Consider the following 24,158-nt stretch of genomic DNA (forward strand, 5'->3'; position numbering starts at 1 on the left):
GCACGACCGCCGATGCCGGCCGGCACTTCGCCAAGTATCTTGGATCGGCGGTGGAACGCACCGAAGTGTCAGGCTGGTCAGGGGTTGCGGGTGCAAGAGAATGCGGCGCTGTCGGCCGCCGAGTTGCTCGAACTCAACCGTGACGTTCAGGGCTCGCGCGCGGTCCGGCTGCTGGCCACCAACAACCTCGGCGTCTATGCCACGTTGATGGAGCGGCACCTCAGTGACGGCATGGTCGCCGAGACCGATCTGGTCGTCCGGCTGGAACGCGATCTGGCGGCGCTCGGCGACACCGACGACCAGCTCGGGCAGTCCGGCCTCGCCCTGATCAAGTCGTGGGCCAGCCAGGGCTGGGTGCACCGCGTTGCCGAAACCCGCACGGGTGCCGAACGCAATGTCTGTTATCTGACGCAGGACGCGCGTCGTGCCCTCGACTTCGTCCGCGGCATGCGTCGCGGCGACAGCATCGCCACCGGCGGTTCGATCGCCGGTATCGCGTCCCGCATGCGTCAGATCGCCACGCGTGCCGGAAACGACCCCGACCGCATCCGGGCCGGTATCGAAGCCGAGATCGCCGCGCTGCACCGCGAGCTCGACGAGTTGGAAGCGGGCCTGCGCCCCGAGCCCGACGTCACCGACATGTACGACGAGGCCCGCGCCATCGCGCTGCAGATGGAACGGCTGATCACCGACATCGGCCTCTACGGCACCATGATCGAGCAGGCCACGCAGGCGCTCGACGATCCGATCGACACCAACATCGAGTACCGCGACCGGCAGCGCCAGATGTACGCCGACTACCAGGCGGCGTGGGATTCGGCGGGCCGCGATTCGCATCGCGCGTTCCTGCGCATGATCAACGACCCCGACCAGCGCGCCGAATTCGAGAACGACATCGCCACCGTGGCGTCGGCGCTGCCCGAGCTGGACCCGGCGCTGCGCAAGGTGATGGCGGGCTTCTTCGAGTTGATCGGCCACCAGATCGACGAGGTCGAACGCATCCAGCAGCGATGCGCGCAGCGGGTCAAGCGGTTCACCGCGTTCGGCACCATGGAGTCCAGCCGCGGCGTGGCCCGCCAGCTCAACGAGGCCATCGGCGCGGCCCGGACACTGCTGAAGTCGTCCCTCACCGACTCCCGCCTGGATATCGAAGTCCCCTTGGCCCGGCACGCGATCAGCTCGATCGGCGCACTGAGTTTCAAGATCGGCGACCTCTCGGCACCCAAGCCCGCCGAAGCGGCACAGGGCGACGTCGACCTGTCGACCTTCGCGGCGCTGACCACCCAGGTCGACGCACCCGCGATGTCCGAGATGATCAATGCCGCGGTCGCGCGCCGCCCAGTCTCGCTGGCCGAGGCCGTCTCGATGCTCGATTCGGCGTACCTGGGCCACGTCATCGTGTTGTGGTCGTGGGCCCTCAAACAACCCGCAGGACCGGGTGACCAGAGCGACGACACCATGTCGGTGCGCTTCCGCTCGCTCGACGGTCGCGACCGCGAGATCGAGGTGCCCTACCTGATGTTCACCGAGCCGGTCATGAGTACAGGAGCCATGCATGACTGACAGCCCCATCGATTTCGCCTCGCTGCCCGAGGTCGACAGCACCAGCCGGGCGGCGCAGCAGCGTCGCCCGCGGTTCGACGGCGACGTCAGCGCCATGCCGGACCGCGCCTGCTGGGCCCTGCAGCATCTGCTGACCCGCCGCTACATCAGCAGCGAGTCCGACCGCGACATCTACAGCTGGATTCTGGAGTACCGCAGCGAATTGTCGGTGCGGCTGTCCGAACTCGACCTGCAGTTGCGCATCTCCGAAGGCGTCGACATCGCGTTCATCGAGCAGGCCCGTTACGAGTCGGCCAAGGGCATCAAGCTGTTGCGCCGTGAGCCTCTGGGCACCTACGACTCGATCCTGGCGTTGCACCTGGCACAGCTGATGCGCGCCGGCGGCGACCAGAGCTTCCTGATCACCCGCGACGAGATGCACGGCATGTTCAGCGGCGTCCTGAACGAAACCGACCGCGACGCAGTCACTTTCACCGCCCGCATCGATGCCGCCATCGCGCGCCTGACGGGCCTGGACATCCTGCGCCGTAGCCGTGACGACGAGGACAGCTACACCGTGAGTCCCGTCATCACGGCAGTGATGACGGCCTCGGTGATCACCGAGCTGCAGCAGCAGTTCGAACAACTCACCGGCGGAGGTACGGAAGCCGATGTCTGAGCAGTTCCACCTGTCCCGCCTCCAGATCATCAACTGGGGCGTCTTCGACGGTTATCACAGCATTCCGTTCAGCGCCGGCGGCTCACTGGTCGCAGGTGCCTCCGGCAGCGGCAAATCGTCACTGCTGGACGCGATTTCACTGGGCTTCCTGCCGTTCAACCGGCGTAACTTCAACGCGTCCGGCGACAACACCGCGGCGGGCTCGAGCGCGGGCCGCCGCACGGTCGACAAGTACGTCCGCGGCGCCTGGGGCCAGCGCAGCGAGGCCGGCACCAGCCAGGTCATGTACCTGCGCGGCGAAGGCACCACCTGGTCCGCCGTTGCCGTCACCTACACCAGCAACACCGGCCGCACCATCACCGGCCTGGTGCTCAAATGGCTGACGGGCGAATCACGTTCGGATTCGTCGAGCCGGTTCGTCATCGGCGACGGCGACCTGGACATCGAGGACGTCTGCAACCGGTGGGCCGCGGGCCGCTTCGACGCCGGGGTGTTCAAAGGCGACGGCTGGCGGTTCACGACCAAGGTCGAGTCGCAGTACCTGGCGCAGTTGTATGCCTCGATCGGCATCCGCGCGTCGGACGCCGCACAGCAGCTGCTCGGCAAGGCCAAGTCGCTGAAAAGCGTTGGTGGGCTTGAGCAGTTCGTCCGGGAATTCATGCTGGACGAACCGGACAGCCTGGCCCGGCTGCCCGAGGCGCTCAAACAGATCGACCCCCTCGTCGAGGCCCGGGAACTGCTCGCGGTGGCGCAACGCAAGCGCAAGATTCTCGGTGACATCGAGGCCATCCAGGTGCGCTATGCCTCCGAATCGACCGACCTGGGGATCATCGATCTGGTGGACCTGCCGATGGTGCGGGCCTACACCGACCACGTCCGGCTGCGGCACTGCCCCGCCGAGATCGAGACGCTCGACGCGACGATCGACCAGCTGGAGAACGAGAACGCCGACCTGACGCGGCAGCTCAATCTGGCCAAGGCCGAAGGTGATTCGCTCAACGCCCAGATCAACGGCGCGTCGGCGAATGTCGGCCCGCTGCAGGCCCAGGTCAACGCGGCCGAGGCGCAGGCCGACGATGTGGCGCGGCGGCGCGCGGCCTATGAGGAGATGGTCGCGGCCCTCGGCGTCGACGTGCCCGACACCGCCGACGAATTCTGGAACCTGCGCGAGGAACTGACCCGACAGGCCACCGAGATGCTGGGCAAGCTCGAGTGGGGGCGCGACGCCAGCACTGACGCGGAGTACGCACAGAAGTCGGCGCGCATCCTGCGCGACAACGCGGCCAAGGAACTCAAGCGCGTCGAGCACGTCGGCTCGGCACTGCCCGAGTCCGCCGTGACCATGCGGGACCACATCTGCGCGGGCGTCGGCATCGACCCCGCCGAACTGCCCTATGTCGCTGAGCTTTTCGATCTGCAGCCCGAGCACTCACGCTGGCGGCTCGCGGTCGAGAAGGTGCTGCGCGGGGTCGGCCTGCGGTTGCTGGTGCCCGATCAGCACTATGCCAAGGTACTGCGGTTCGTCAACGAGACCAACATGCGCGGACGGCTGGCCCTGCACCACGTCCGGGCCGGCGCCTCGGGACGCGAGGCCGAGCCGAACACGTTGGCGGGCAAGCTGTTCCTGGTCAAGCCCAAACACCCCTGCGCCGCCGAGGCCGCCGACGTGATCGCCGCGGCCGGTGACCACATCTGCGTGGACACCCCCGACGTGTTCGTCCGCTTCCGCCGGGCCGTCACCGACACGGGTCTGTACAAGGACTCCGACCGGCTGGCCATCAAGGACGACCGGCGCCCGATCAAGCCCTCCGAGTTCATCTACCAGGGCGACATCAGTGCCAAGCTGGAGGCGCTGCACGCCGAACTCACCGAGGCCGAGGAGGCCTTCAACACCGCCCGGCGCGCTGCGGATGAGATTGCGGCGCAACGGCAACGGTGGCGTGACCGGGCCGCGGCGTGCAAGGCCGTCTACGAACAATTCCCGCAGTGGAGCCAGATCGACACCGACACCGCCGAGGGTCACGCCGACCGGCTCCGCGAGCAGTATGAGCTGCTGCTGGCCGACCACCCCGACATCGAGGCGCTGTCGGCGCGCGCCGAGGAGTGCTGGGTCGACATCCAGACCCTGATGACGCGGCGCGGCGCGATCCAGACCCGGCGCGACGATCTCGACGCCCGCCGCACCAAGCTCATGGATCTGCAGGACCGGCTCTCCCCCGCCGCGGTGTCGGAGCAGGCCACAGATCTGTTGCGCCGCTATGCCGCTGACGTCCCGGTGCCGCTGGAGCTGCTCAATCCGGAGCCGCACCGCGAGGCGCTGTTCGCGGCCATCCGCCGCGAACGCGATCAGCTCACCGAGAGCCGCCGGCGCTCCTACGAGGAGTTGTCCCGCATCGTCGCGACGTTCGACGCCTCGTTCCCGGATGCGATTCCGAACGACTCGGATGACTTCGACGAGCGCATCTACGACTACGTGGCGGTCTGCCGTCACATCGACGAGCGCGAGCTGCCCGACGCCTACGATCGCATGATGCGCCTGATCACCGAGCAGGCGCCCGACGCGATCCTGACGCTGCACCGCGTCGCCGAGCAGGAGACCCGCCGCATCAGCGAGCAGATCGACCGTGTCAACACCGGTTTGGGCGCAGTGGAATTCAACCGCGGCACCCGCCTGACGCTGCGCGCCAACCCGCGCAGCATGGTCGCCGTCTCCGAACTGACCGACATCGTCAAAGCCATCTCCCGGCGCATCGCCGAGGTGGGGCTGGGCGACAAGAAGGCGATCCTCGACCAGTACGCCGACATCCTGCGGTTGCGAAACCGGTTGGCCGGCAACAACCCCGAGGACCGCGCCTGGACCCGCGATGCGCTCGACGTGCGCAACCGGTTCACGTTCGACTGCGCCGAATGGGACGTGGCGAGCGGCGAGCTGATCCGCACGCACAGCAACGCCGGTGACAACTCCGGTGGCGAGCAGGAGAAGCTGATGGCCTTCTGCCTGGCCGGGGCGCTCAGCTTCAACCTGGCCAACCCCGAAAGCGGCGACAACAAGCCGGTTTTCGCGCAGCTGATGCTGGACGAGGCGTTCTCCAAGTCCGACCCGCAGTTCGCCTCGCAGGCGCTGCAGGCGTTCCGCAAGTTCGGTTTCCAGCTGGTGATCGTCGCGACGGTGCAGAACGCCACCACCATTCAGCCGTACATCGACGGCGTGGTGATGGTGTCCAAGTCCGAGGCCACGGGCCGCAATGCCCGGCCGGTCGCCAATGTCGCGACCAAGACCATCACCGATTTCACTGCCCTACGTCGGGAACTGAAAGTCCCCGAGCCTGTCTGATCGGAGCGTCATGCGTATCGCCACCTGGAACGTCAACTCCATCCGCACCCGGGTCGACCGGGTCACGGACTGGCTGTCCCGCGCCGACGTCGACGTGCTCGCCATGCAGGAGACCAAGTGCAAGGACGAGCAGTTCCCGACCATGCCGTTCGCGGCGCTCGGTTACGAGGTGGCGCACGTCGGGCACAGCCAGTGGAACGGGGTGGCCATCGCGTCCCGCGTCGGACTCGATGACGTGCAGATCGGTTTCGCGGGCCAGCCGCAGTGGCAGGACGCCGACGAGGCCCGCGCCATCGGCGCCACCTGCGGCGGGGTCCGGCTGTGGAGCCTGTACGTCCCCAACGGCCGGACACTGGTTGATCCCCACCTGCCCTACAAACTCAAATGGCTTGCGGCCCTGCGTGATACCGCGGCCGGCTGGCTGGCCGACGATCCGTCGCTGCCGCTGGCCTTGATGGGTGACTGGAACATCGCGCCGACCGACGAAGACGTCTGGGACATGGCGGTGTTCGCCAACTCGACGCACGTCTCCGAGCCGGAACGTGCGGCGTTCCGCGCCATCAACGACGCCGGCTTCGCGGACGTCGTGCGCCCGTTCACCCCGGGGCCGGGCGTCTACACCTACTGGGACTACACACAGCTGCGGTTCCCCAAGAAGCAGGGCATGCGCATCGACTTCGTGCTGGGCTCACCGGAGTTCGCGGCCCGCGTCACCCACGGCGAGATCGTCCGCGAGGAGCGAAAAGGCAAGCAGCCCAGCGATCATGCGCCGGTGCTGGTGGAGTTGGCGCAGTGAGCGCGGTCATTCACGCCGCCGAGCCGGCCAGCCTGCGCGCCCGCATCATCCACTTCTTCGCGTCATTGCTGTTGGCCCGTATTCTGATTCGCGCGCTGACCACGGCGGAGTACGAGGCGACGACACAGCGGATCGTGCGGGTGGGACGCAATGTCAACAAGTTGGCCAGCCTGCAGCGTCGTCGGCCACCGCGCGGCTTCCGTCTGGTCGCCGAGAACTGGAACGGCCTGCCGGTCGAGTGGGTTTCGCCGTCGGACCTCGACGCGCCCATCACCGACGGGGTCATCCTGTACTTCCACGGCGGCGGGTTCGTTCTCGGTGATCTGAACACCCACCTGCGCGCCGTCGCCGCGCTCTCGCGCGTCACGCGATTGCCGTTGGTACACATCGAGTATCGGCAGTACCCCGAGGTCGACCTGGCGACGACCATCCAGGACTGCCTGGGCGCTTACCGTCACTTGCTGAGCCAGGGCGTCGACCCGGCCAAGGTCATTCTCGCCGGCGACTCGGCCGGCGGATTCCTGGCGTTCGCCACCGCGCAACAGGCCCCGAAGCACGGGCTCCCGGCACCGGCAGGGGTGGTCGGTATCTCGCCGCTGCTGGAATTGGACAACGCCGCACGCACCGCGCATGCGACCGCGGCGACGGACGTCTTCGGGATCGCCGCCGGCTTCCCGGTCATCACCGAGCGCATCTGCCCCGCCGGCAATCTCGGCGAATTGGAGCCGGTGTCCGGTCCGATGGACGCGATGCCGCCGTCGCTGATCGTCGCATCCGAGACGGAATCACTGCTGTGTGACGCCGAACGGATGCAGGACAAACTGCTCCAGGCCGGGCGCAGGTGCGATGTCGCGGCGTGGCCCAGCCAGGTCCACGCGTTCCCGGCCATCTTCCCCGGGCTGCCCGAGAGCCGCCGGGCCTACGCGCGCATGGCCAGTTTCATCGCCGACTGCCTTTCCGGCACGGCTCCGGCAAAGTCCGCCTAATTCAGGTACTGCTCCACCGACTCGACGAGCGCCGCCTCGACACGGCGCAGCGGCACGTCCGACTTGGTTGCCTGGGCCATGACGATGGCGCCCTCCACGGCGGCAACGGTCAGCGTCGCCTGCCGCGCGGCGTTATCGGGTGACAGGCCGGCGGCTTCCAGGCCGGCGGCGATGCGGCGTTCCCAGTCGAGGAAGACCTCACCAGCGGTGTCGGCCGCGGCCGGTGCCTCTGACCTGCCGAGTGCGGCAGCCATGATCGGGCAGCCGACCTCGAAGTCACTGCTGGTCAGGTTTGAAATCCACATCTCGACGAAGGCCCGCACCGCCCCGACCGGACCGTTTTCGCCGATCAGGCGGTCGATGCCGTCGCCCAGCATGTTGCCTGCGGCGACGGTCGCGTCGGCGACGAGTTCGGCCTTGCCACCAGGGAAGTTCAGGTAGAGGGACCGCCGCGCGGTACCGCTGCGTTCGAGCAGCTGGCTGAGCCCCATGCCGGAAACGCCCTGGCGCCGAATCAGATCGATGGCTGTGACGACGAGCCGATCCCGGGCACTCATGTGACGTAACTCCCTGTCCTTCAGCATTGTTTGTACACCAGTCGGTCTACTAGCGTCTGCCTCCAATAGTAGACCGAACGGTGTAGTTCCGGTCTCGAATCAAGGGGGTCCGGGTGGGACACAACAGTAGGTTTTTCGCCGCCACCAGCCGTTTCTGTGCCAAATGGGCGTGGGCCGTCATCGGCTTCTGGGTCGCACTCGCCGGAATCCTCAACGTCGCCATCCCCCAACTCGAGCAGACCGTTGCCGAGCACTCGGCGCCGTTCATGCCCGCGAACATCAAGGCCGCACAGACTCTGCGCGAGATGTCCGACGCCTTCGGTGTCCCGCGGTCCTCGGCCGTCGGGAGCGTGGTGCTGGTCGATGAGAAGGGCATCGACGCGGCCGACGAAGCCCTGTACCGCAACATCGTCGCCACCTTGCAGCGCGACACCACCAACGTCGCCTACGTGCTCGACACCTATGACAATCCGCAACTGCGCGACATCGCACTCAGCCCCGACCACAAGGCGATCAACCTCGTCCTTGCCGGCACCGGCGACGTCGGGTCCACCAAGGCACACACGAACACCATCGCGATCCGCGATGAGCTCCAGGCCCTGCCCAAACCCCCGGGGGTCGGGGTGTACCTCACCGGACCGTCGCCGACATTGGCCGACCTGTTCAGTGCCATGGACTTCTCCCTGCTGATCATCACCGCGGTGTCCGTCCTACTGATCACCCTGGTACTGCTGATGGTCTATCGGTCGCTGGCCACGGCAATGGTCCCGCTGCTGACCATCGGCATCGCCCTCGGCGTGGCCCGCCCTATCGTGTCGTTGCTCGGCATGGGCGGGACCCTCACCGTTTCGAACTTCACCATCTCGCTGATGACGGCGATGCTGCTCGGGGCCGCCACTGACTACGCGATCTTCATCCTCGCCGGCTATCACGAGGCCCGGCGCAGCCAGGTGCCCGTCGTCGATGCGATAGCGCAAGCCGGGCAGCGGGTTTCGGGCATCCTGATCGCCTCGATGCTGACCATCGCGGCGGCCGCCACCGCGATGGGATTCACCGAGCTCGGCATGTTCAAGGCCGCCGGCCCACCGATCGCCATCGCGATCGTCGTCGGACTGGCGGTGTCGATGTCCCTGCCCTACGCCCTGCTGTCGATCCTGGGACGCCGCGGCCTCGCCGAACCGCGTCCCCTCAACGACCGACGCTGGCGCCGCATCGGATCGACCATGATCCGCCGGTCCGGAGTCCTGGTGACGGCATCGCTGGTGCTGCTGCTCAGTTCCGCAGCGGTTCTCACCACCTTCCGGGTGAACTTCGACGAAAATTCCATGCAGCTCGACGACACCGAGAGCTCCGTCGGCTACGAGAAGACCTACGCCCATTGGGGTGTCAACGAGGCGGCACCGGAATACCTGATCGTCTCGGCCGACCATGACATGCGGAACACCGACGACCTGGCCGCGCTCGACCGCGTTGCCGGTCGCCTGTCAGGGATGCCCGAGATTGCCTACGTCCGTTCGATGACCCGGCCGGCCGGAAAGCAGTTGCCGCAGACCACCATCGGCTACCAGGCGGGGATCGTGGCCGACCGGCTCGGCGATGCCAAGAACCAGGTCAACAAGGCCGTTCCCGACATCCACCGGCTGGACTCCGGCGCGGCCCAACTGCGCGACGGCGCGGCGTCCGCGGTGACTCAGCTTCCCCAACTGGTTTCGGGCATCAGGCAGGTCACCGGGCTCGCCCATCAGGTGCTCGACGGGTACCAGGCCGCCGGCGCCGGGCTGTCCACCCTCACCGACGGCACCGTGGACGTCCGGTCGGCATTGGCCGATCTCAGTTCCTCCACCGGATTGCTCGACGCGGCGTTGCAGGCCATCGACGGCAACGCGCAGGTCGCCGATGCCGGTCGGCTGGTGAGCTCGGCACTCGGCTCCGCGCTGGACCCGCAACCCGGCCCCGACTGCCTGATGAACCCGGTGTGCAGCCGGGCCCGCGCGGACATCGCCGACCTCGACGCCATATCCAATGGTGCGGTCAGCCGGGCGCTGCTGCAGGCGCAGCGGCTCTCCGCGGTGCCGCAGGTGACCGTCGAGAAGGTGCGGGCCGCCGAGCCCGCCATCCGAGATGCGTTGGCCACGTTGCAGAAAATGGTCGCGAACCTGCCCGGCGGTTCGCCGGCGCAGGCTCGCACCCAGCTGACCGAACTCGTGCGTGGCGCCGACCAGCTCAGCGCCGGGATGACTCGACTGGCCGTCGGCCTCGATCAGGTCAAGGGTGGCGTGGATCAGGTGGTCACCATGTCCGGGCGGCTCACCGACGGGCTCGGTCAGGCGACGGACTACCTGACGACCTTGAGCACGCACACCGGCGATGGCCCGGGCTCGGGCTTCTACCTTCCGCCGCAAGGCTTTTCCGATCCGGCCTTCCGGGCCGCACAGGACCTGCTGTTCTCGCCCGACGGCAAGACCGCGCGGATGCTCGTCATCTGGAAGATCAACCCGTACAGCGCCCAGGCCCTGGATGCCTCCCGCGCACTGGCGCCGGCGGCGACCGAGGCCGCGTCTGGAACGTCTTTGCAGACAGCACGTTTCGCGAGTACCGGCCTGGCGTCGCTGTCGGCCGACATGCGTGACCAGGTGTGGCACGACTTCGCCGTCTACGGCATCGTCGCGATCCTGGGTGTGCTGCTGGTGCTGATCGCGCTGCTCCGTAGCATCCTCGCGCCCGTATTCATGGTCGCGGTCGTGACGTTGTCGTTCGCCGCCGCCTCTGGATTTAGCGTCCTGGTGTGGCAGCACCTCATCGGTGTCGACATCGACTGGTCGGTCTTCCCGGTGTCGTTCATGGCGCTTATCGCCGTCGGCGCGGACTACAGCATGCTGTTCGCCGCCCGTATCCGCGAAGAGTCGGGTGACGGCATGATCCGCGGCATCATGCGCAGCTTCGGCAGCACCGGCAGCGTCATCACCACCGCCGGAATCGTCTTCGCGCTCACCATGTTCGCGCTGATGACCGGCCGAGTGATCAACCTGCTGCAGATCGGGTTCACCATCGGCATCGGCCTGCTGATCGACATCACCCTGGTCCGCACCGTGCTGGTGCCGGCGGCGATGGCCATGATCGGCAACCGCATCTGGTGGCCGAGCAAGCCGAACGCCGGGCACTCTGCGACGGCGAGCACGGAGCGCGAGCCGGTGACCGCCGACGCTTAGGTGGGCCGGCTACATCGCTGGCGGTCCTCCGACCGCTACCCGCTGCTTTGGAGGCAGCGCCGGCGGATCGTCGACGGTTAGGTCGCCTAGCTGCCTGTCGAGGGGCACGCGCCCTGGTTCTCTGACGGGAGTCTCTGATCGTCGACGGTTAGATCAGCTAGTTGTCCTTGGAGGGCTCACACGAGCCGCGACCGGGGCGCTTCGGCCCCCGCAGTTCTCGGGGCGGGTGTCGGACCCTCGACGGTTAGGTTGACTAATCGCTGCTACTGCGCCGCGCCGTTGACTAGTCGTCCTAACCGTCGGGGATCGGCGCCTCTCGCCGGGCCGAGTTGGCTAGTTGCCCTAACCGTCGACGATCCCCGCCCGGGCGTCAATCTTGCTGGGGCTCTTCTGTTTAGGTGTCCTCATCGTCGTCGATGCCAGGGTGTCGCAACCGCCTGGGCTTGTCGGTGGGCAGGTCTACATTCGAACGTATGAGCGAATCAAATGGTGGTCCCCACGCCGCGGCCGCGGCGGTCGACGCGATCACCCTCGCCTCTCGCGAGGAGAACGCCGCCGGCGCCCGCCGCCTGGCCGCGATCGGCGACCTGTGGGAGCTACGAGCCCCCGACGACGACATCGAAAAACGGTACTGGGCGATCGACGGCTACGCCGGACTGGTCGTGGAGGTCGCCGCCGCGCTGGGGATGTCCCGCAAACGGGCACAGGCCCAGGTGGACCGGGCGGTGATGCTGCGCACCCGCCTACCCAAAGTCGCCGCCGTGTATGCGAAAGGACTGATCGATGCGGTGATGGTCGCGATGATCGTCGCCCGCACCGACCTGATCATCGACGACGACGTCGCCCAACGCGTCGACGCCGACCTCGCCGCCAAGATCGTGGCCTGGGGACGATTGTCGAAACCGAAAATGGAACAACGCATCGACGCGATCATCGCCAACGCCGACCAGGCCGGTGTGCACCCACCCAAACCCCCGTCCCAAGCCCGCTACCTCGACATCCGCGCCTGCGGCCCCGGCGCCGCCAGCGTCTGCGGGACGGTGGACGCCGCGACCGCCGCGGTGCTCGACGCCGCCCTCGATGACCTGGCGAAAGGGGTGTGCAAGGCCGATCCGCGCTCCCACGATCAACGCCGGGCCGCGGCCATCGACGCCCTGGCCCGCGGCGGCCGGCTGCGCTGCCAGTGCGGCCAGGACGACTGCCCCGCCGCCGCGGGCGCTGCCGGTGATCTACCGGCGCCGACGGTCGGCACCCGCGCGGTCATCCACGTCATCGCCACACCGCAGGCAGTGGACGGCCAGGCCCCCGGATTCCTGCCCGGGTACGGACAGATCCCCGCCGACCAAGTCGAACGACTCGCCGACGGCGCGACCATCCGCCAGGTGGACCTGCCACCGGATGCGGCCGAACCCCGATACCGGCCCTCGGCCAAACTCGCCGAATTCGTGCGCTGCCGGGACCTGACCTGCCGATTCCCTGGCTGTGACCGGCCCGCCCAAGCCTGCGACATCGACCACACCACCGCCTATCCCGCAGGGCCGACGCACCCGTCAAACCTCAAATGCCTGTGCCGGTTCCATCACCTGCTCAAAACCTTCCACCCTTGGCAGGACCAGCAGTTCCCCGACGGCACCGTCGTGTGGACCGCCCCCACCGGGCACACCTACATCACCAAACCCGAAGGCGCCCACTGGTACCCACAACTGGCCCAACCCACCGGAACACCCGCGGTCACCGAAGAACCGCCACGCACACCCACACGCGGTCACTGCATGCCCAAACGCAAACACACCCGCGCCCAAGAACGCCGACAACTCATCAACCAAGCCCGCACAGCCAACGAACAACGCATCGCCGACACGGCCGCGGCAGCAGAGCAGTGGGATGAACCGGCACCGTTCTGAAATGCGGAAAACGGCCACTCACAATGGGTTTCACCATCATGAGCGGCCGTTGTCGACCACCCTGCCGGCCGTAGCTACGGGCACCCCAAGAACTGGCAGGTCGCGTTGGTGTTCTCGCCCGCGACGGTGCGGTAGTGCGGGTGGCCGCCGTACCAGCCGTCTTCCGCGGTCATGCCAACGACCTGAGGCGGCATGCCACGGTGTACCAGGTTGTACCGATGGCAGATCGTCCAGTCCCAGTCGACCTCGGTGAAGCCGCCGGGAACCGGCTGGCCCGGGCACCAGGTACCCGAGGAGGGTTCTGCCTGGGCGATGCCGGTGCTCAATCCGAAGGCGGCCAGACCCATCCCGCCGGACAACAGCGCCGCCGCGGCCAGTCGTGCGATTCGTCGCGTCATGTGAACTCACCTGTCTCTGCTGCTGATTGGTGAATGCAGCATGCAGCCCGGCACTTGGCAGATTCTTGGGGCTTGCACACATGAGGCAGCCGAACACGACCCGGCACCGTTGCAGTCCGGCACTCGGGTCGGTTCGGCGCCTGTGGCTAAACCAGTTCCGGCACCCGCAGGTGGGCGAAGGCCACGTCGAATTCGGCCTCGTCCAGCTCGTCCGCACCGGTTTCCTTCATGCGCATCTGCTTCATCGTTTGCGCGCCATCCCGGTTGCGCTCCATGGCTTCCCGGCTGTCGAACGTCGTGCAGGCCACACCGCGGCCGGTGTTCCGATCAACCAGCAGGCTGGTGCTGCAGAAGCCCTCGAGCGCCTCGCTGTCGGGGACGATGTTCCTCTTGAAATGGTCGATGGCCGCATCGGCGTGGGCGGGGTCGACGTGCCCCCACGTAACGCGTGCGCATGCACCCTCGGGCATCTGGCGAGCGCGGTGCAACAACGCGATGTCCCACTCATCGACGGAAGCGGCGCCGCCGAACATCTCGATGGCCTTTTCGCGGATCGGCCGAACTTGTTCGGCGACAGCGTTCATCGCCTCCTCGGACTCCCACGCCGTCACCGCAATGCACCGGCCGGACTGCCGGTCGGTGAGCAGCGACATGCCCACGAACCCTTCGAGGCCTTGGAGTTGGGGCATCACTTCGTCGCGGAGGTGCGCAACTCCCGCATCGATGGCCGAGGGTTGTGCGTGAATAGTGGTAGAGTGAACCGTCCTGGTCTGGATGGAGACCTTCGGTTAGGCCACCTCCGGTATGGCGGTGACGGTGTCACGGTAGCGGTTCTCGTAGGCGGTCGGTGAGAGATAGCCGAGCGAGGAGTGCAGGCGGGTGGTGTTGTACCAATGCACCCAGGTGGCTGTTTCCCGTTCGACCTCGGTGCGGCCGGTCCAGGATTTGTCCCGGCCGATCAGTTCGGTTTTGTAGAGTCCGATCGCTGATTCCATCAGTGCGTTGTCGAGCGCATCGCCGACCGATCCGATGGACCCGGCGATGCCCGAGTCGCGTAGCGCGTCGGTGAACGCCAGTGAGGTGTACTGACTTCCGGCATCGGAGTGATGAACCAAACCTGTTGTGGTGAAACGAAAGTCGGTTCTCCTGCGGGTGAACACAGCCTGTTCCAGGACACTGGTCACCAACGGCGTGGCCTTGGTCGACATCACCCGCCATCCCAGAATTCGGCGGGAGTACACATCGACGCAGAACGCGGTGTAGACAAACCCTTGCAGTGTCCACACGTAGGTGAAATCAGCGACCCACCATTGATCCGGCCGGGTCGGTGCACCCCACTGGCGGTCGATCAAATCGGGGTGCCGCGTAGCGCCCGGGTCTGCGGTGGTGGTGATCGTGCACCGCTTTCCACGCACGATTCCTGCGATACCGCAGATGCGCATCAGCCGGGCCACCTGGTCCCGGCCGATCTCGTGACCAGCATGTTTCATCGCATGCCACATCTTGCGGACACCGTAGAGCCGCCGGTTAGCCACGTAGAGCCGGTGCACGGTGTTGGCGGCGTGGGCCTCGGCCCAGGCGGCATCGCTGACCGGGCCACGGGCTTTGGCCGCGTAGTAGGTGGACGGGGCGATCGGCAGGCCGTGCTCGGCGAGCACGGTGCAGATCGGGTCGACCCCGAACCGGTCGCGGTGAGCGTCGATGTAGTCGACGATCACCGAAGTCGGCGGTCGACCTCCGCCGCCGCGAAAAACGCTGTCGCGGTCTTCAAAATCTCATTCGCCCTACGCAATTCGGCGTTCTCTCGACGCAACGCCGTGAGTTCGGCGGCCGGGTCCTCACTCTCGCCGCGCGGTGCGGAAGTGCTCGTTCCGTAACGATCTTCGACCCAGTTGCGCAACGTGGCCTCATTGATCCCGAGAATCTCCCCGACATGCCGCCGAGCCCCCCGCTTGGAATCACCAACCTGCGCAATCCGGTCCTGATACATCCGTACAGCCCGCTCACGAGTCTCCGGGTCGAACTTCCTCTGTGCAGCCACAGCCACATCCTCCTGGTGCGATCACGGACTCCACCAGACCCAGGACGGTTCAGAGCGTGCGTACACGACCCACCCCCTCTATATCGGGGCAGCGCCCCAGCGGCACCGCCGGTCCACCGATATACGTTCCTCCGATGTCCGGCGGGTGGCAATAGCCGATCGGCGCGGGTATCGATATTGACGAGCCCGGACGAATTCCGTTCTGCGAGAACAGGAATTGACGACTAGCTGCGTTTTCCGCCGGGAATCCGGTCGACGAGCCACCCGAGCCGGGCGACCGTGCTGTCGAGGGGCTCGACCACTTCGGCGAGCCGCTGCAGACTCGGCAGGGTCGCGGCGATCGAGTTGGCGCCGTGGGCGATCTTCTCGGCAGAGGTGTCGATGCCGGCGGCGGCCTCGGTCAGGGTGGTGATCTGGCTGGCGATCAGTTCCGCATGCCGGTCGATGCCCGCTGCGCTCTCGCTCAGCTTGGCGATGTTGTCGGCAATGTACTGCGCGGACTTGCGAAGCTCGGCGACGTCGTCCATCAACGCGAACACCGCCTGAACGAGTGTCCTCGGCCCACGCCGCCGTTTGCCCGGAGCACTCTCGGCTTCGCCTGCCTGCGCCATGACTCACGCCTTCCGTTCGACAGGAGCCCCCTTGTCCTTGGCCTCCTGCTGGTACTGCCGCAGCTCGGCACGCACCGCTTCATCTAACGCGCGGTCAAGGCTAGCGTGAGCAGAACGGCGAGATACACGGCGCATGGCATCGATGAGGTCGGCGGCCCAGGCAAGTTCGACGTCGTTGCTGGGATACCAGCCGGTCCCGCGCTGCCGAACCACCTCGGTGTGCCCGGCCCGGGTCATGGCGCGCGCCGCTTCGTCGAGCTTCTTGTCGACCGCCGTGGTGGTCTTGAGGATCGCCGCCAACGGCATCCCGCGGGAGATGAGCTTGGCGAAGTCGTCGATCACCCGCCGGTCGGGGACCAGGTAGGAGTCCTTCTCGTCGGTCGGCTCGATGATCCGGCCGGCGACGAGCCGTCGCAGCGTCGCGCCGTCGAGCCGGCCCAGCGCCATCTCCAGCTCTTGGCGCGTCATGGTCTGCGCCTCGGGGTTCGACCACGGCGCGATCACCAGCTCCTCGAGATCGGCCAGGTCCAGCACCTCGACGAGCCCCTCACCGCGCTGCAGGCCGGTGAGGAACTTCAAGATGTGCTTGACGGTGAAGCCCTCGCTGAGCAGCCGGACGATCGCCTGCAGCTGGCTCAGGTGCCGGTCGGTGTAGATCGCGACCCGGCCCCGGCGCTGAGGCCGGGGCAGCAGGCCGTTCTCCTGGTAGACGCGGACGTTCCGGGTTGTCGTCCCCGCTTCGCGCGCGAGGTCGTCGATCCGGTACTCAGCCACCAGCGGATTCTATGCGGTCAGGACCGAAGCACTGCTGGTCTGTGCAGCAGTGATCTTGAAGTCGTGCAGATTGACCGTCTTCAGCTGGTTGACGTACTGGGTGGCGAACCCGGGGAACATCGTCGCGTTGAAGCCGTCCTCGGTCAGGTACCAGCTCTGGCAGCCCGAGTTCCACGTCGTGGACTGCAGTCGCTGCTGGATGTCCTCGTTGTACCGGGCCTGGACCTCGGGCCGGACGTCGAGCGACTTCCACCCGAACTGCAGCAGCTTGGAGATCGCCTCGACGATGTAGTCGATCTGCGCCTCCATGTACACCAGCGCGGAGCTGTGGCCGGGTCCGGAGTTGGGTCCGAACGTGAAATACAGGTTGGGGTAACCGGATACCGCGACGCTGCGGTAGGCATACGCGCCCCGGCTCCATTCCGCGGCGAGCTCCCGGCCGTCGATACCGATGACGGGGAACGGGGTGCCGGCCTTGGACACATCGAAACCGGTGGCGAAAACGATGGCGTCGAATTGGTGCTCGATGCCTTCGACTGTCCGAATCCCCTTGGGCGACAACCGTGCAATGGGCCACGTGATGAGCTTGCAGTTGTCGGCCTGCAGCGCCGGGTAGTAGTCGGCGGTCATCAGCAGCCGCTTGCAGCCGGCCGAGAAGTCGGGGGTCAGCTGGCGGCGCAGCCACGGATCCTTCACCTGCAGGCGCAGATTCGCCAGGCTCAGTGCCTCGACCACCCGGGTGAACGGGCTGTCCCACACCACACCGAGCGCCACCGACTCGTGTCCCCAGAACCACGCGGACCGCGCGAGCTTCTCGGCGAACGGCACGTCCTTGTAGATGCGCTTCAGCCAGCCGCTGGTCGCGCCGTTGATGCGCGGGATCACCCAGCCGGGCGTGCGCTGGAACACCTTGACCGACTTGGCGACCTTGATCAGTTCCGGGACGATCTGCACGCCACTGGCGCCGGTACCGATGACCGCGACCTTCTTGCCGGTGAAGTCGTAGTCGTGATCCCAACGGGCACTGTGGATCTTCTTGCCTTCGTAGGTCTCGATGCCTTCGATCTTCGGGAAGCTGGCGTTCGCCAACGGTCCCGAGGCGACGATCACGGCGCGCGCCTGCACCGGTTCGCGCCCCTCGAAGTTGACGGTCCACTCCCCCGCCACCTCGTCGTACTCCACACCGGTGACGTTGTGGCCGAAGCGGATGTGCGGCGCGATACCGAACGACTCCACCATGCTGTCGATGTAGCCGAGGATCTCGTCGCTACCGGAGTAGGTGTGCGACCAGTCCGGGTTCGGCGCGAAGCTGTAGGAATACAGGCGCGACGGGATGTCGCACGCCGCACCGGGATACGTGTTGTCGCGCCAGGTGCCACCGACCCGGGTGCCGCGCTCGAAGATCTCGAAATCGGTGATGCCCTGGTCTTTGAGCCGGATGGCGGCTCCGATGCCGGCGAAGCCCGCACCGATGATCGCTACAGAAATGGTCATTCGTGAATTCCCTTACGCAACCGGCTCGTAGGTCAGCTCGTCCGACCAGGTCGGCGTGTACTTCACCAGCGGCATCGGGATGGCGCCGGTGACCACCACCAGCGAATCGGCCAGCCAGTGGTACTTCGAGGTACGGTCGATGACCTTCTTGGCGTGCCACGAGATGAACCGGTACATGGGCACCCGGCGCGCGAAAGCGCTTCGCTCACCGACACTTTGGAACCGCCGCATGGCCTGGTACAGGCGTTCCTCGTTGACGCCCATGGCCACGATGTTGTCGCGCATCTTGTTGAGCAGGGGGAAGTAGCTCAGCGTGCCGACGATCAGTGCCGGGTTCATCCAGCTGCCGACGAAGTCGACGACCAGCTTGCGCATGTCGGCGTGGCCGAGGATGTCCATGACCTCGAAGTCGACGGCGAGGTGTCGCGACTCGTCGGAGTTGATGCGCTTGAAAACCTCCTGCGCCACCGGGTCTTTGACCTCATCGGTGATGAATTTGATGAGTGCCCCGTCCAGTGCCACCTCCAGCATGGGGATGACGGTGCCGAGGATCGACAGCGACATGCCGTCGGAGAACTTGTCGAGCCAGGTGATCACCAGCTGCACATTGACGCTCGGCGGCGGGACCTCGTCGTTCTCGAGCATGCCCCAGCGCCGCATCAGGGCCAGCTCGGCGTTGGCGTGCTTCTGCTCCTCGGCGTGGAAGTGCTCGTAGATGCTCTTGAGCGTCGGGGTCGGGGCCTTGCGGGCCAGTGCGGCGAAGCCACGGGCGCCGACGTTCTCGATCCACATCAGATCGGTCATGAACGGCTTGAGCTTGGCCCACAGTTCCGGCTCGATCAGTTCAGCACCCGGTGCGTCCCAGTCGATGTCGGCCAGGGCCCACTGCTTGTCCTTGATCTTCTGCAGCATGTCGTCGAGATCCATTGCCATGATGGGTTCCTTTCAGTCCTTGGGAAGTACGCGACCGAGCAGTCCGGCACCGCGGACGTACAGGGCCGGGAAGTGTCGCTTGAGGTGCCAGATGACGGTGGCGTCGATCTGCGGCACCACGTAGAGCCGGCCGCCGTCGTGCGCGTCCAGCGTGCGGGCGGCGACGTTGTCGGCCGACAGGCCGGTCCAGCGGGCCAGCTGCTGGCTCAGGCTCATCGAGCCGGGGGTGATGCGGCCGTCGGTGAAGACGTTGGTCTTCACGAAGGTCGGGCACAGGACGGTGACGGCGACGTCGGTGCCGTCGAGTTCGGCGGCGAGGGTTTCCGACAGCGACATCACGCCGGCCTTCGACACGTTGTAGGCCGCCATCGACGGCGCGGCGGCGAATCCGGCGGCCGAGGCCACGTTGATGATGCCACCCCGGCCGGCTTCGCGCAGCAGCGGCGTGAAGACCTCACAGCCGTACACCACACCCCAGAGGTTGATGCCGAGTGCCCAGTCCCAGTCCTCGAAACCGATGTCGCCCACGGGCTTTCCGCCGATGCCGACACCCGCGTTGTTGATCACCAGCGTCGGCGCGCCACCGAAGATCTCCTGCGCCTGCTTGGCCAGCAGCTCGATGGCGGTGCGGTCGGCGACGTCGCACTGCACGGCGTGGCCCTTGCCGGTGGGCAGCTGGTCGATCAGCGCGACGGTCTCTTGCGCGCGCTCCATGCTGATGTCCGCGCAGATGATCTCGCCGCCCCGGCGCGCGAGCTCGAGCGCGAACGACCGCCCGATCCCGCTGCCGGCGCCGGTGACGACCGCCTTCGCCTTGTCCGAACGGCGTTCGCCGCGAAAGACATTCAGAATCGTGTCGAGGCCGATCATCAGCACACCTCTTCGAGTTCGTTGGATCGCTTGTAGGCATCGGCGATGAAGGCCGCGGCGCGGCGCAGCGCCGGGGCGGCCTCGGGTGCCAGATGCGGCAGGGCCTGGAAGACGTGCACCATGCCGGGCCAGACTTCGAGTGTGCTGACACCACCGGCGCGGCGCAGCTCGGCATCGAGGTAGCGGGCGTCGGCGCGCAGCATCTCGAAACCGCCGACCTGAATCAGGATGGGCGGCAACTGGTCGGCCTTGGCGAAGTCGAGGCGCAGCCGCGGATCGGCCAGGTTCTGGCCCTGGGTGTACAGCCCGACCATGCGCGCAGCCGCCGTCGCCGACATCGCCGGGTCGCGGTACGACGCCTTCTCCTGCTCCAGAGCCAGTCCGAGCGTCACGTCGATCAGCGGCGAGAACAGCACCACGCCCGCGGGCCGGAAGTCCGGGTCGCCGGCGTGCGCCAGCAGCATGTCGCAGGTCAGGTGACCGCCGGCGGAGTCGGCGCCCATCACGATGTCCGAGGCCGCATAGCCCTCCGACAGCAGCCAGCGGTACCCGGCTTCGACATCCTCGGCTGCCGTCGGGAAGCGGTGCTCGGGGGCCAGGCGGTAGTCCACGACGAACATCGGCAGTCCGGTCGCCTCCGACAGGCGGGCCACCAGCTTGCGGTGGGTGCGCGCCGAGCAGATGACGTACGCACTGCCGTGCACGTAGTAGCCGGCGCGGCGGCCGAATTCGACACCCGGGCCGAGGACCCATTCGCCCCGCAGGTCCGGTGTGCGCACCGGGATGATCCGAGTGCCGCCGGGCATGGAACCGAAGGTCTCCATGATGGTCGCGATCAGCCCGCGGCCGAACCAGACACCGGGCGTGTTCATCGGGATGACGCTGGTCAGATTGCCCAGGGTCCAGCGGGTCACCGTGGCCGAGAGCGCGGCGCGCAACGTTGCGCGCGTGGGTACTTCGGGCAACGTTGCCCGATCAGTTTCCGTCACGGCAACTAGGTCATCATTAACTGTGCCATTTGTCAATGGCACAGTTGGCGGCGACAATCTGACCTGGTCCCACAACGGAAGGCATTTTCATGACCGCATCGACAGCGTCCAGGTCACACGAGTTGACCGTGGTCGACGTGATCAGCGAGACCCCCGACGCCGTGTCGCTGGTCCTTGCAGCCAAGCACGATGCGCGCCAACACTTCGCCTACGAGGCCGGCCAGTTCCTGACACTGCGCATCCCGGCGCGCGACGGCGCGGTCTCGCGGTGCTATTCACTCTCGAGCAGTCCGTCCGCCGACGAGCATCTCAAGGTGACCGTGAAGCGCACCTCGGGCGGCCTCGCCTCCAACTGGCTGTGCGACCACGCCAAGGCCGGAATGACGCTGGAATCACTCACGCCCGCAGGCGCTTTCACTGTCCGGCCGGCGGACAGCGAGCTGATCTTCGTCGCCGCCGGCAGCGGCATCACCCCGGTCATCTCGATGATCCGCGCCGTGCTCCTGCAGTCCGGCCGCCGGGTGACGCTCGTCTATGCCAACCGCGACCGCGAGTCCGTCATCTTCGACGCCGAGCTGACGGAACTCCTTGCGGCACATGCCGACCGGCTGACCCTCATGCACTGGCTCGAGTCGGAGTCCGGCCTCCCCACCCCGGCCGGACTGCGCGCCCTGCTGCCCGCGATGCCGGGTGCCGATACCGCCGCCTATCTGTGCGGCCCGGCAGCATTCATGGACGTGGCCGCGGCGGCCTTGCACGATGCCGGCGTCGCCCGCGAGCACGTGCACCGCGAGGTCTTCGTATCGCTGACCACAGACGCTTTCGCCGCACCGGAGCCGGTGACCGATGCCGCCCCGGACGGCCAGGCGGCGACCGCGACCGTCGAGATCGACGGCGACACCCATGAGATCAGCTGGCCCAAGAGCGAGGTGCTGCTCGACACCCTGCTGAGCCGAGGTATCGACGCACCCTACGCCTGCCGCGAAGGCAACTGCGGCGCCTGCGCGTACACCCTCCGCGAGGGCCAGGTGAGCATGCGGATCAACGACACCCTCGATGACTACGAACTCGGCATCGGCGTCCGGCTGGCGTGCCAGTCGATACCCGAATCCGACTATCTGACAGCGGTTTTCGACCGCTGACCGGCCGTCACGCCGCGTTGTCGGCGCCGGGCTCGGTGGCGTAGGTACCGGGATTGAACATCGACGCCACGGCGCCCAGCAGCATCATGATCGCCGCCGCGCCGAACACCACGACCAGGCCGGAGTGGAACGGTTCGGTGATCAGCTGCGGGAAGAACGTCTGGCCGGTCAGCGTGCCTGCGTTGACGCCGGGCTGCTGCAGGGTGTGGAAGGGGGCCAGCAGCTCGGCTATCGGGTTGTAGCCGAGGAAGGCCGCGAACAGGCTGCCCACCGGCGGTAGTTCGGCAACCTGCTGCGCGACGTCGGCCGAAACCCCTTGCTGCTGCAGACCACTGGACAACGCGGTCGGCAAGGTGCCGGCCAGCCCGACGACCATGAGCGAGAAGAAGATGCCGATCGACAGCGAGCTGCCGGCGTTGAAGAACGTCGACCGCACACCCGACGCCGCGCCGCGCTGCGCCGCCGGCACGCTCGACATGATGGCCGCGGTGTTCGGCGCGGTGAAGATGCCGCCGCCGACGCCGTTGAGGAACACCAGCAGGGCGAATTCCCAGTACGCGAAATTGACCGGAATCAGCAGCAGCGCAACGAAGGTCACCGCCATCAGCAGCATGCCGCCGACCGCCAGTGGCCGCGCGCCGAAGCGGTCGGACAGGCTGCCGGCGACGGGTGCCGCCACCAGGAAGCCGATGGTCGCCGGCAGCAGGTAGATGCCCGCCCACAGTGGTGTCGATTCGAAGTCGTAGCCGTGCAGCGGCAACCAGATGCCCTGCAGCCAGATGATGAGCATGAACTGGAGGCCACCGCGGCCCACCGACGACAGCAGCCCGGCCAGGTTGCCCATGCCGAAGGTCGCCGACTTGAACAGCCGCATGTCAACCATCGGCGACTCGACCTTGAGCTCGATGATGCAGAACACCACCAACAGCAGCAGACCCACACCGATGGAGCCGAGGACGGCGGGACTGCCCCAGCCCGTCGGCGAATTGCCGTACGGCTGAATGCCATACGTGATGCCGAGCAGCAGCACCGTCAGGCCCAGGCCGAATGTCACGGTGCCGGCCCAGTCCAGCTTGCCGGGCGACCGGGTACCCAGCTCACGCAGCGAGCGGTAGCTCCAGATGGCGCCGATCACGCCGATCGGGATGCCGACCCAGAACACGGCCTTCCACTCCCATTCCGAGAGGAACCCGCCGATGAGCAGACCGAGGAACGATCCGGCCACCGCGGCCACCATGTTCACGCCGAGTGCCATGCCGCGCTGGTTGGCCGGGAAGGCGTCGGTCAGGATCGCCGACGACGACGCCATCAGCATCGCGCCGCCGATGCCCTGGATCACCCGCCAGGCGATGAGCCAGATCGCACCGCCACCGAGGTGGAACGGATCGAACGACAGCGCGACGGCCGCCAGCGTGAAGATGACGAAACCCAGGTTGTAGATGCGGACCCGGCCGTACATGTCCCCGAGCCGGCCGAACGGCACCACGAGGACGGCCGTCACAACGAGGTAGCCCATCAGCATCCACAGCAGGTAGCTGACGTTGCTCGGCGCCAGCGGGTTCAGCCCGATACCCCGGAAGATCGCCGGCAGTGAGATCAGCACGATCGAGGCGTTGATCGTGGCCAGCAGTGTGCCCAGCGTGGTGTTGGCCAGCACGACCCACTTGTAGCGCGGGTGGTCGTGGTCCATCTGGACGCGTCGGCGCGCGGTTGCCGCGAGCGCGGTGTCGCGCTGCCCGGTGAGCTCGGTGTCAGTCGTCATCAGTCGGTCTTCGCTCCAATATCAGAAAAACATATGTTAGCTATACAAACGACCTCATGACAATTCGATTCCCGGTCACCGAACGCCCGAAACGGGATCGCACGCACCCTTGCCTTCCCACGACGATCGACTACGGT

Annotated in this window: 19 protein-coding genes and 1 other annotated feature; of the genes, 8 read left to right on the forward strand and 11 right to left on the reverse strand. The window is 66.9% G+C overall.

Features of this window, described 5'->3' with window-relative positions:
- Positions 1-90 precede the first annotated feature (90 nt).
- From VXD91_RS17655 to VXD91_RS17675, 5 genes are read left to right on the forward strand one after another with little or no spacing between them, the layout of a single operon-like run.
- The gene (locus tag VXD91_RS17655) at positions 91-1,563 is read left to right on the forward strand and encodes a DUF3375 domain-containing protein (RefSeq protein WP_318986657.1); all 1,473 of its coding nucleotides are present in this window, start codon (positions 91-93) and stop codon (positions 1,561-1,563) included.
- Positions 1,556-2,221, forward strand: coding sequence for a DUF4194 domain-containing protein (locus VXD91_RS17660; RefSeq protein WP_318986658.1), 666 nt, complete (start codon positions 1,556-1,558; stop codon positions 2,219-2,221). Before VXD91_RS17655 ends, VXD91_RS17660 begins: the two co-directional genes overlap by 8 nt.
- Positions 2,214-5,555, forward strand: coding sequence for an SbcC/MukB-like Walker B domain-containing protein (locus tag VXD91_RS17665; protein WP_318986659.1), 3,342 nt, complete (start codon positions 2,214-2,216; stop codon positions 5,553-5,555). Before VXD91_RS17660 ends, VXD91_RS17665 begins: the two co-directional genes overlap by 8 nt.
- A 10-nt stretch (positions 5,556-5,565) precedes the next feature.
- A complete protein-coding gene (locus VXD91_RS17670) occupies positions 5,566-6,351 on the forward strand; it encodes an exodeoxyribonuclease III (protein WP_318986660.1) in 786 nt (261 codons plus the stop codon).
- Positions 6,348-7,337 (forward strand): alpha/beta hydrolase, encoded by a 990-nt coding sequence (locus tag VXD91_RS17675; protein WP_318986661.1) that lies wholly within the window; start codon positions 6,348-6,350, stop codon positions 7,335-7,337. The genes VXD91_RS17670 and VXD91_RS17675 overlap by 4 nt, the downstream gene beginning before the upstream one ends.
- Here VXD91_RS17675 and VXD91_RS17680 read toward each other — a convergent pair.
- Complete coding sequence (locus VXD91_RS17680) at positions 7,334-7,894, reverse strand: TetR family transcriptional regulator (protein ID WP_318986662.1); 561 nt, start codon at positions 7,892-7,894, stop codon at positions 7,334-7,336. The two genes, VXD91_RS17675 and VXD91_RS17680, sit on opposite strands and share 4 nt — an antisense overlap.
- Before the next feature lie 113 nt (positions 7,895-8,007).
- Between VXD91_RS17680 and VXD91_RS17685 the strand changes: the two genes are divergently transcribed.
- Both VXD91_RS17685 and VXD91_RS17690 read left to right on the forward strand, forming a co-directional pair.
- Positions 8,008-11,103: an MMPL family transporter gene (locus VXD91_RS17685; protein ID WP_318986663.1), complete on the forward strand. Its 3,096-nt coding sequence runs from the start codon at positions 8,008-8,010 to the stop codon at positions 11,101-11,103.
- Positions 11,104-11,576: 473 nt separating this feature from the next.
- Positions 11,577-13,007, forward strand: a complete 1,431-nt coding sequence (locus tag VXD91_RS17690; RefSeq protein ID WP_346415966.1) for a DUF222 domain-containing protein — start codon at positions 11,577-11,579, stop codon at positions 13,005-13,007.
- Positions 13,008-13,081: 74 nt separating this feature from the next.
- On the opposite strand, the gene VXD91_RS17695 is transcribed toward VXD91_RS17690, so the two are convergent.
- From VXD91_RS17695 to VXD91_RS17735, 9 genes are all read right to left on the reverse strand, one after another.
- Positions 13,082-13,405 carry a hypothetical protein gene (locus tag VXD91_RS17695; RefSeq protein ID WP_318987003.1) on the reverse strand — a complete coding sequence of 108 codons (324 nt, stop codon included), beginning with the start codon at positions 13,403-13,405 and terminating at the stop codon, positions 13,082-13,084.
- A 146-nt stretch (positions 13,406-13,551) separates the two neighbouring features.
- Positions 13,552-14,058 carry a hypothetical protein gene (locus tag VXD91_RS17700; RefSeq protein WP_346415967.1) on the reverse strand — a complete coding sequence of 169 codons (507 nt, stop codon included), beginning with the start codon at positions 14,056-14,058 and terminating at the stop codon, positions 13,552-13,554.
- Between the two features lie 135 nt (positions 14,059-14,193).
- A protein-coding gene (locus VXD91_RS17705) for an IS3 family transposase (protein ID WP_346415968.1) occupies positions 14,194-15,446 on the reverse strand; the annotation gives its coding sequence in 2 pieces (ribosomal slippage) (positions 14,194-15,149 and positions 15,149-15,446; 1,254 coding nt in all).
- Positions 15,031-15,162 (reverse strand) — a sequence feature (AL1L pseudoknot). It overlaps the preceding gene by 132 nt.
- 224 nt (positions 15,447-15,670) lie before the next feature.
- On the reverse strand, positions 15,671-16,057 hold the full coding sequence (locus VXD91_RS17710; RefSeq protein ID WP_318987001.1) for a hypothetical protein: 387 nt from the start codon (positions 16,055-16,057) through the stop codon (positions 15,671-15,673).
- A gap of 3 nt (positions 16,058-16,060) precedes the next feature.
- Positions 16,061-16,831, reverse strand: a complete 771-nt coding sequence (locus tag VXD91_RS17715; RefSeq protein ID WP_346415969.1) for a MerR family transcriptional regulator — start codon at positions 16,829-16,831, stop codon at positions 16,061-16,063.
- A 9-nt stretch (positions 16,832-16,840) separates the two neighbouring features.
- Positions 16,841-18,325 (reverse strand): NAD(P)/FAD-dependent oxidoreductase, encoded by a 1,485-nt coding sequence (locus VXD91_RS17720; protein ID WP_212807120.1) that lies wholly within the window; start codon positions 18,323-18,325, stop codon positions 16,841-16,843.
- 12 nt (positions 18,326-18,337) lie between these two features.
- Entirely contained in the window at positions 18,338-19,258 is a 921-nt protein-coding gene (locus VXD91_RS17725) for a ferritin-like domain-containing protein (protein WP_212807121.1), read from the reverse strand.
- A gap of 12 nt (positions 19,259-19,270) precedes the next feature.
- The gene (locus tag VXD91_RS17730) at positions 19,271-20,128 is read right to left on the reverse strand and encodes an SDR family NAD(P)-dependent oxidoreductase (protein WP_346415970.1); all 858 of its coding nucleotides are present in this window, start codon (positions 20,126-20,128) and stop codon (positions 19,271-19,273) included.
- Entirely contained in the window at positions 20,128-21,117 is a 990-nt protein-coding gene (locus VXD91_RS17735; RefSeq protein ID WP_212807123.1) for an alpha/beta hydrolase, read from the reverse strand. Before VXD91_RS17735 ends, VXD91_RS17730 begins: the two co-directional genes overlap by 1 nt.
- An 89-nt stretch (positions 21,118-21,206) precedes the next feature.
- Between VXD91_RS17735 and VXD91_RS17740 the strand changes: the two genes are divergently transcribed.
- Positions 21,207-22,259 carry a ferredoxin--NADP reductase gene (locus VXD91_RS17740; RefSeq protein ID WP_346415971.1) on the forward strand — a complete coding sequence of 351 codons (1,053 nt, stop codon included), beginning with the start codon at positions 21,207-21,209 and terminating at the stop codon, positions 22,257-22,259.
- Positions 22,260-22,266: 7 nt separating this feature from the next.
- Here VXD91_RS17740 and VXD91_RS17745 read toward each other — a convergent pair whose 3' ends face one another.
- On the reverse strand, positions 22,267-24,021 hold the full coding sequence (locus VXD91_RS17745) for an MFS transporter (protein ID WP_061002157.1): 1,755 nt from the start codon (positions 24,019-24,021) through the stop codon (positions 22,267-22,269).
- Positions 24,022-24,158: the final 137 nt, after the last annotated feature.

The sequence above is a fragment of the Mycobacterium sp. SM3041 genome, from assembly GCF_039668335.1.
In the GTDB taxonomy this organism is placed as follows: domain Bacteria; phylum Actinomycetota; class Actinomycetes; order Mycobacteriales; family Mycobacteriaceae; genus Mycobacterium.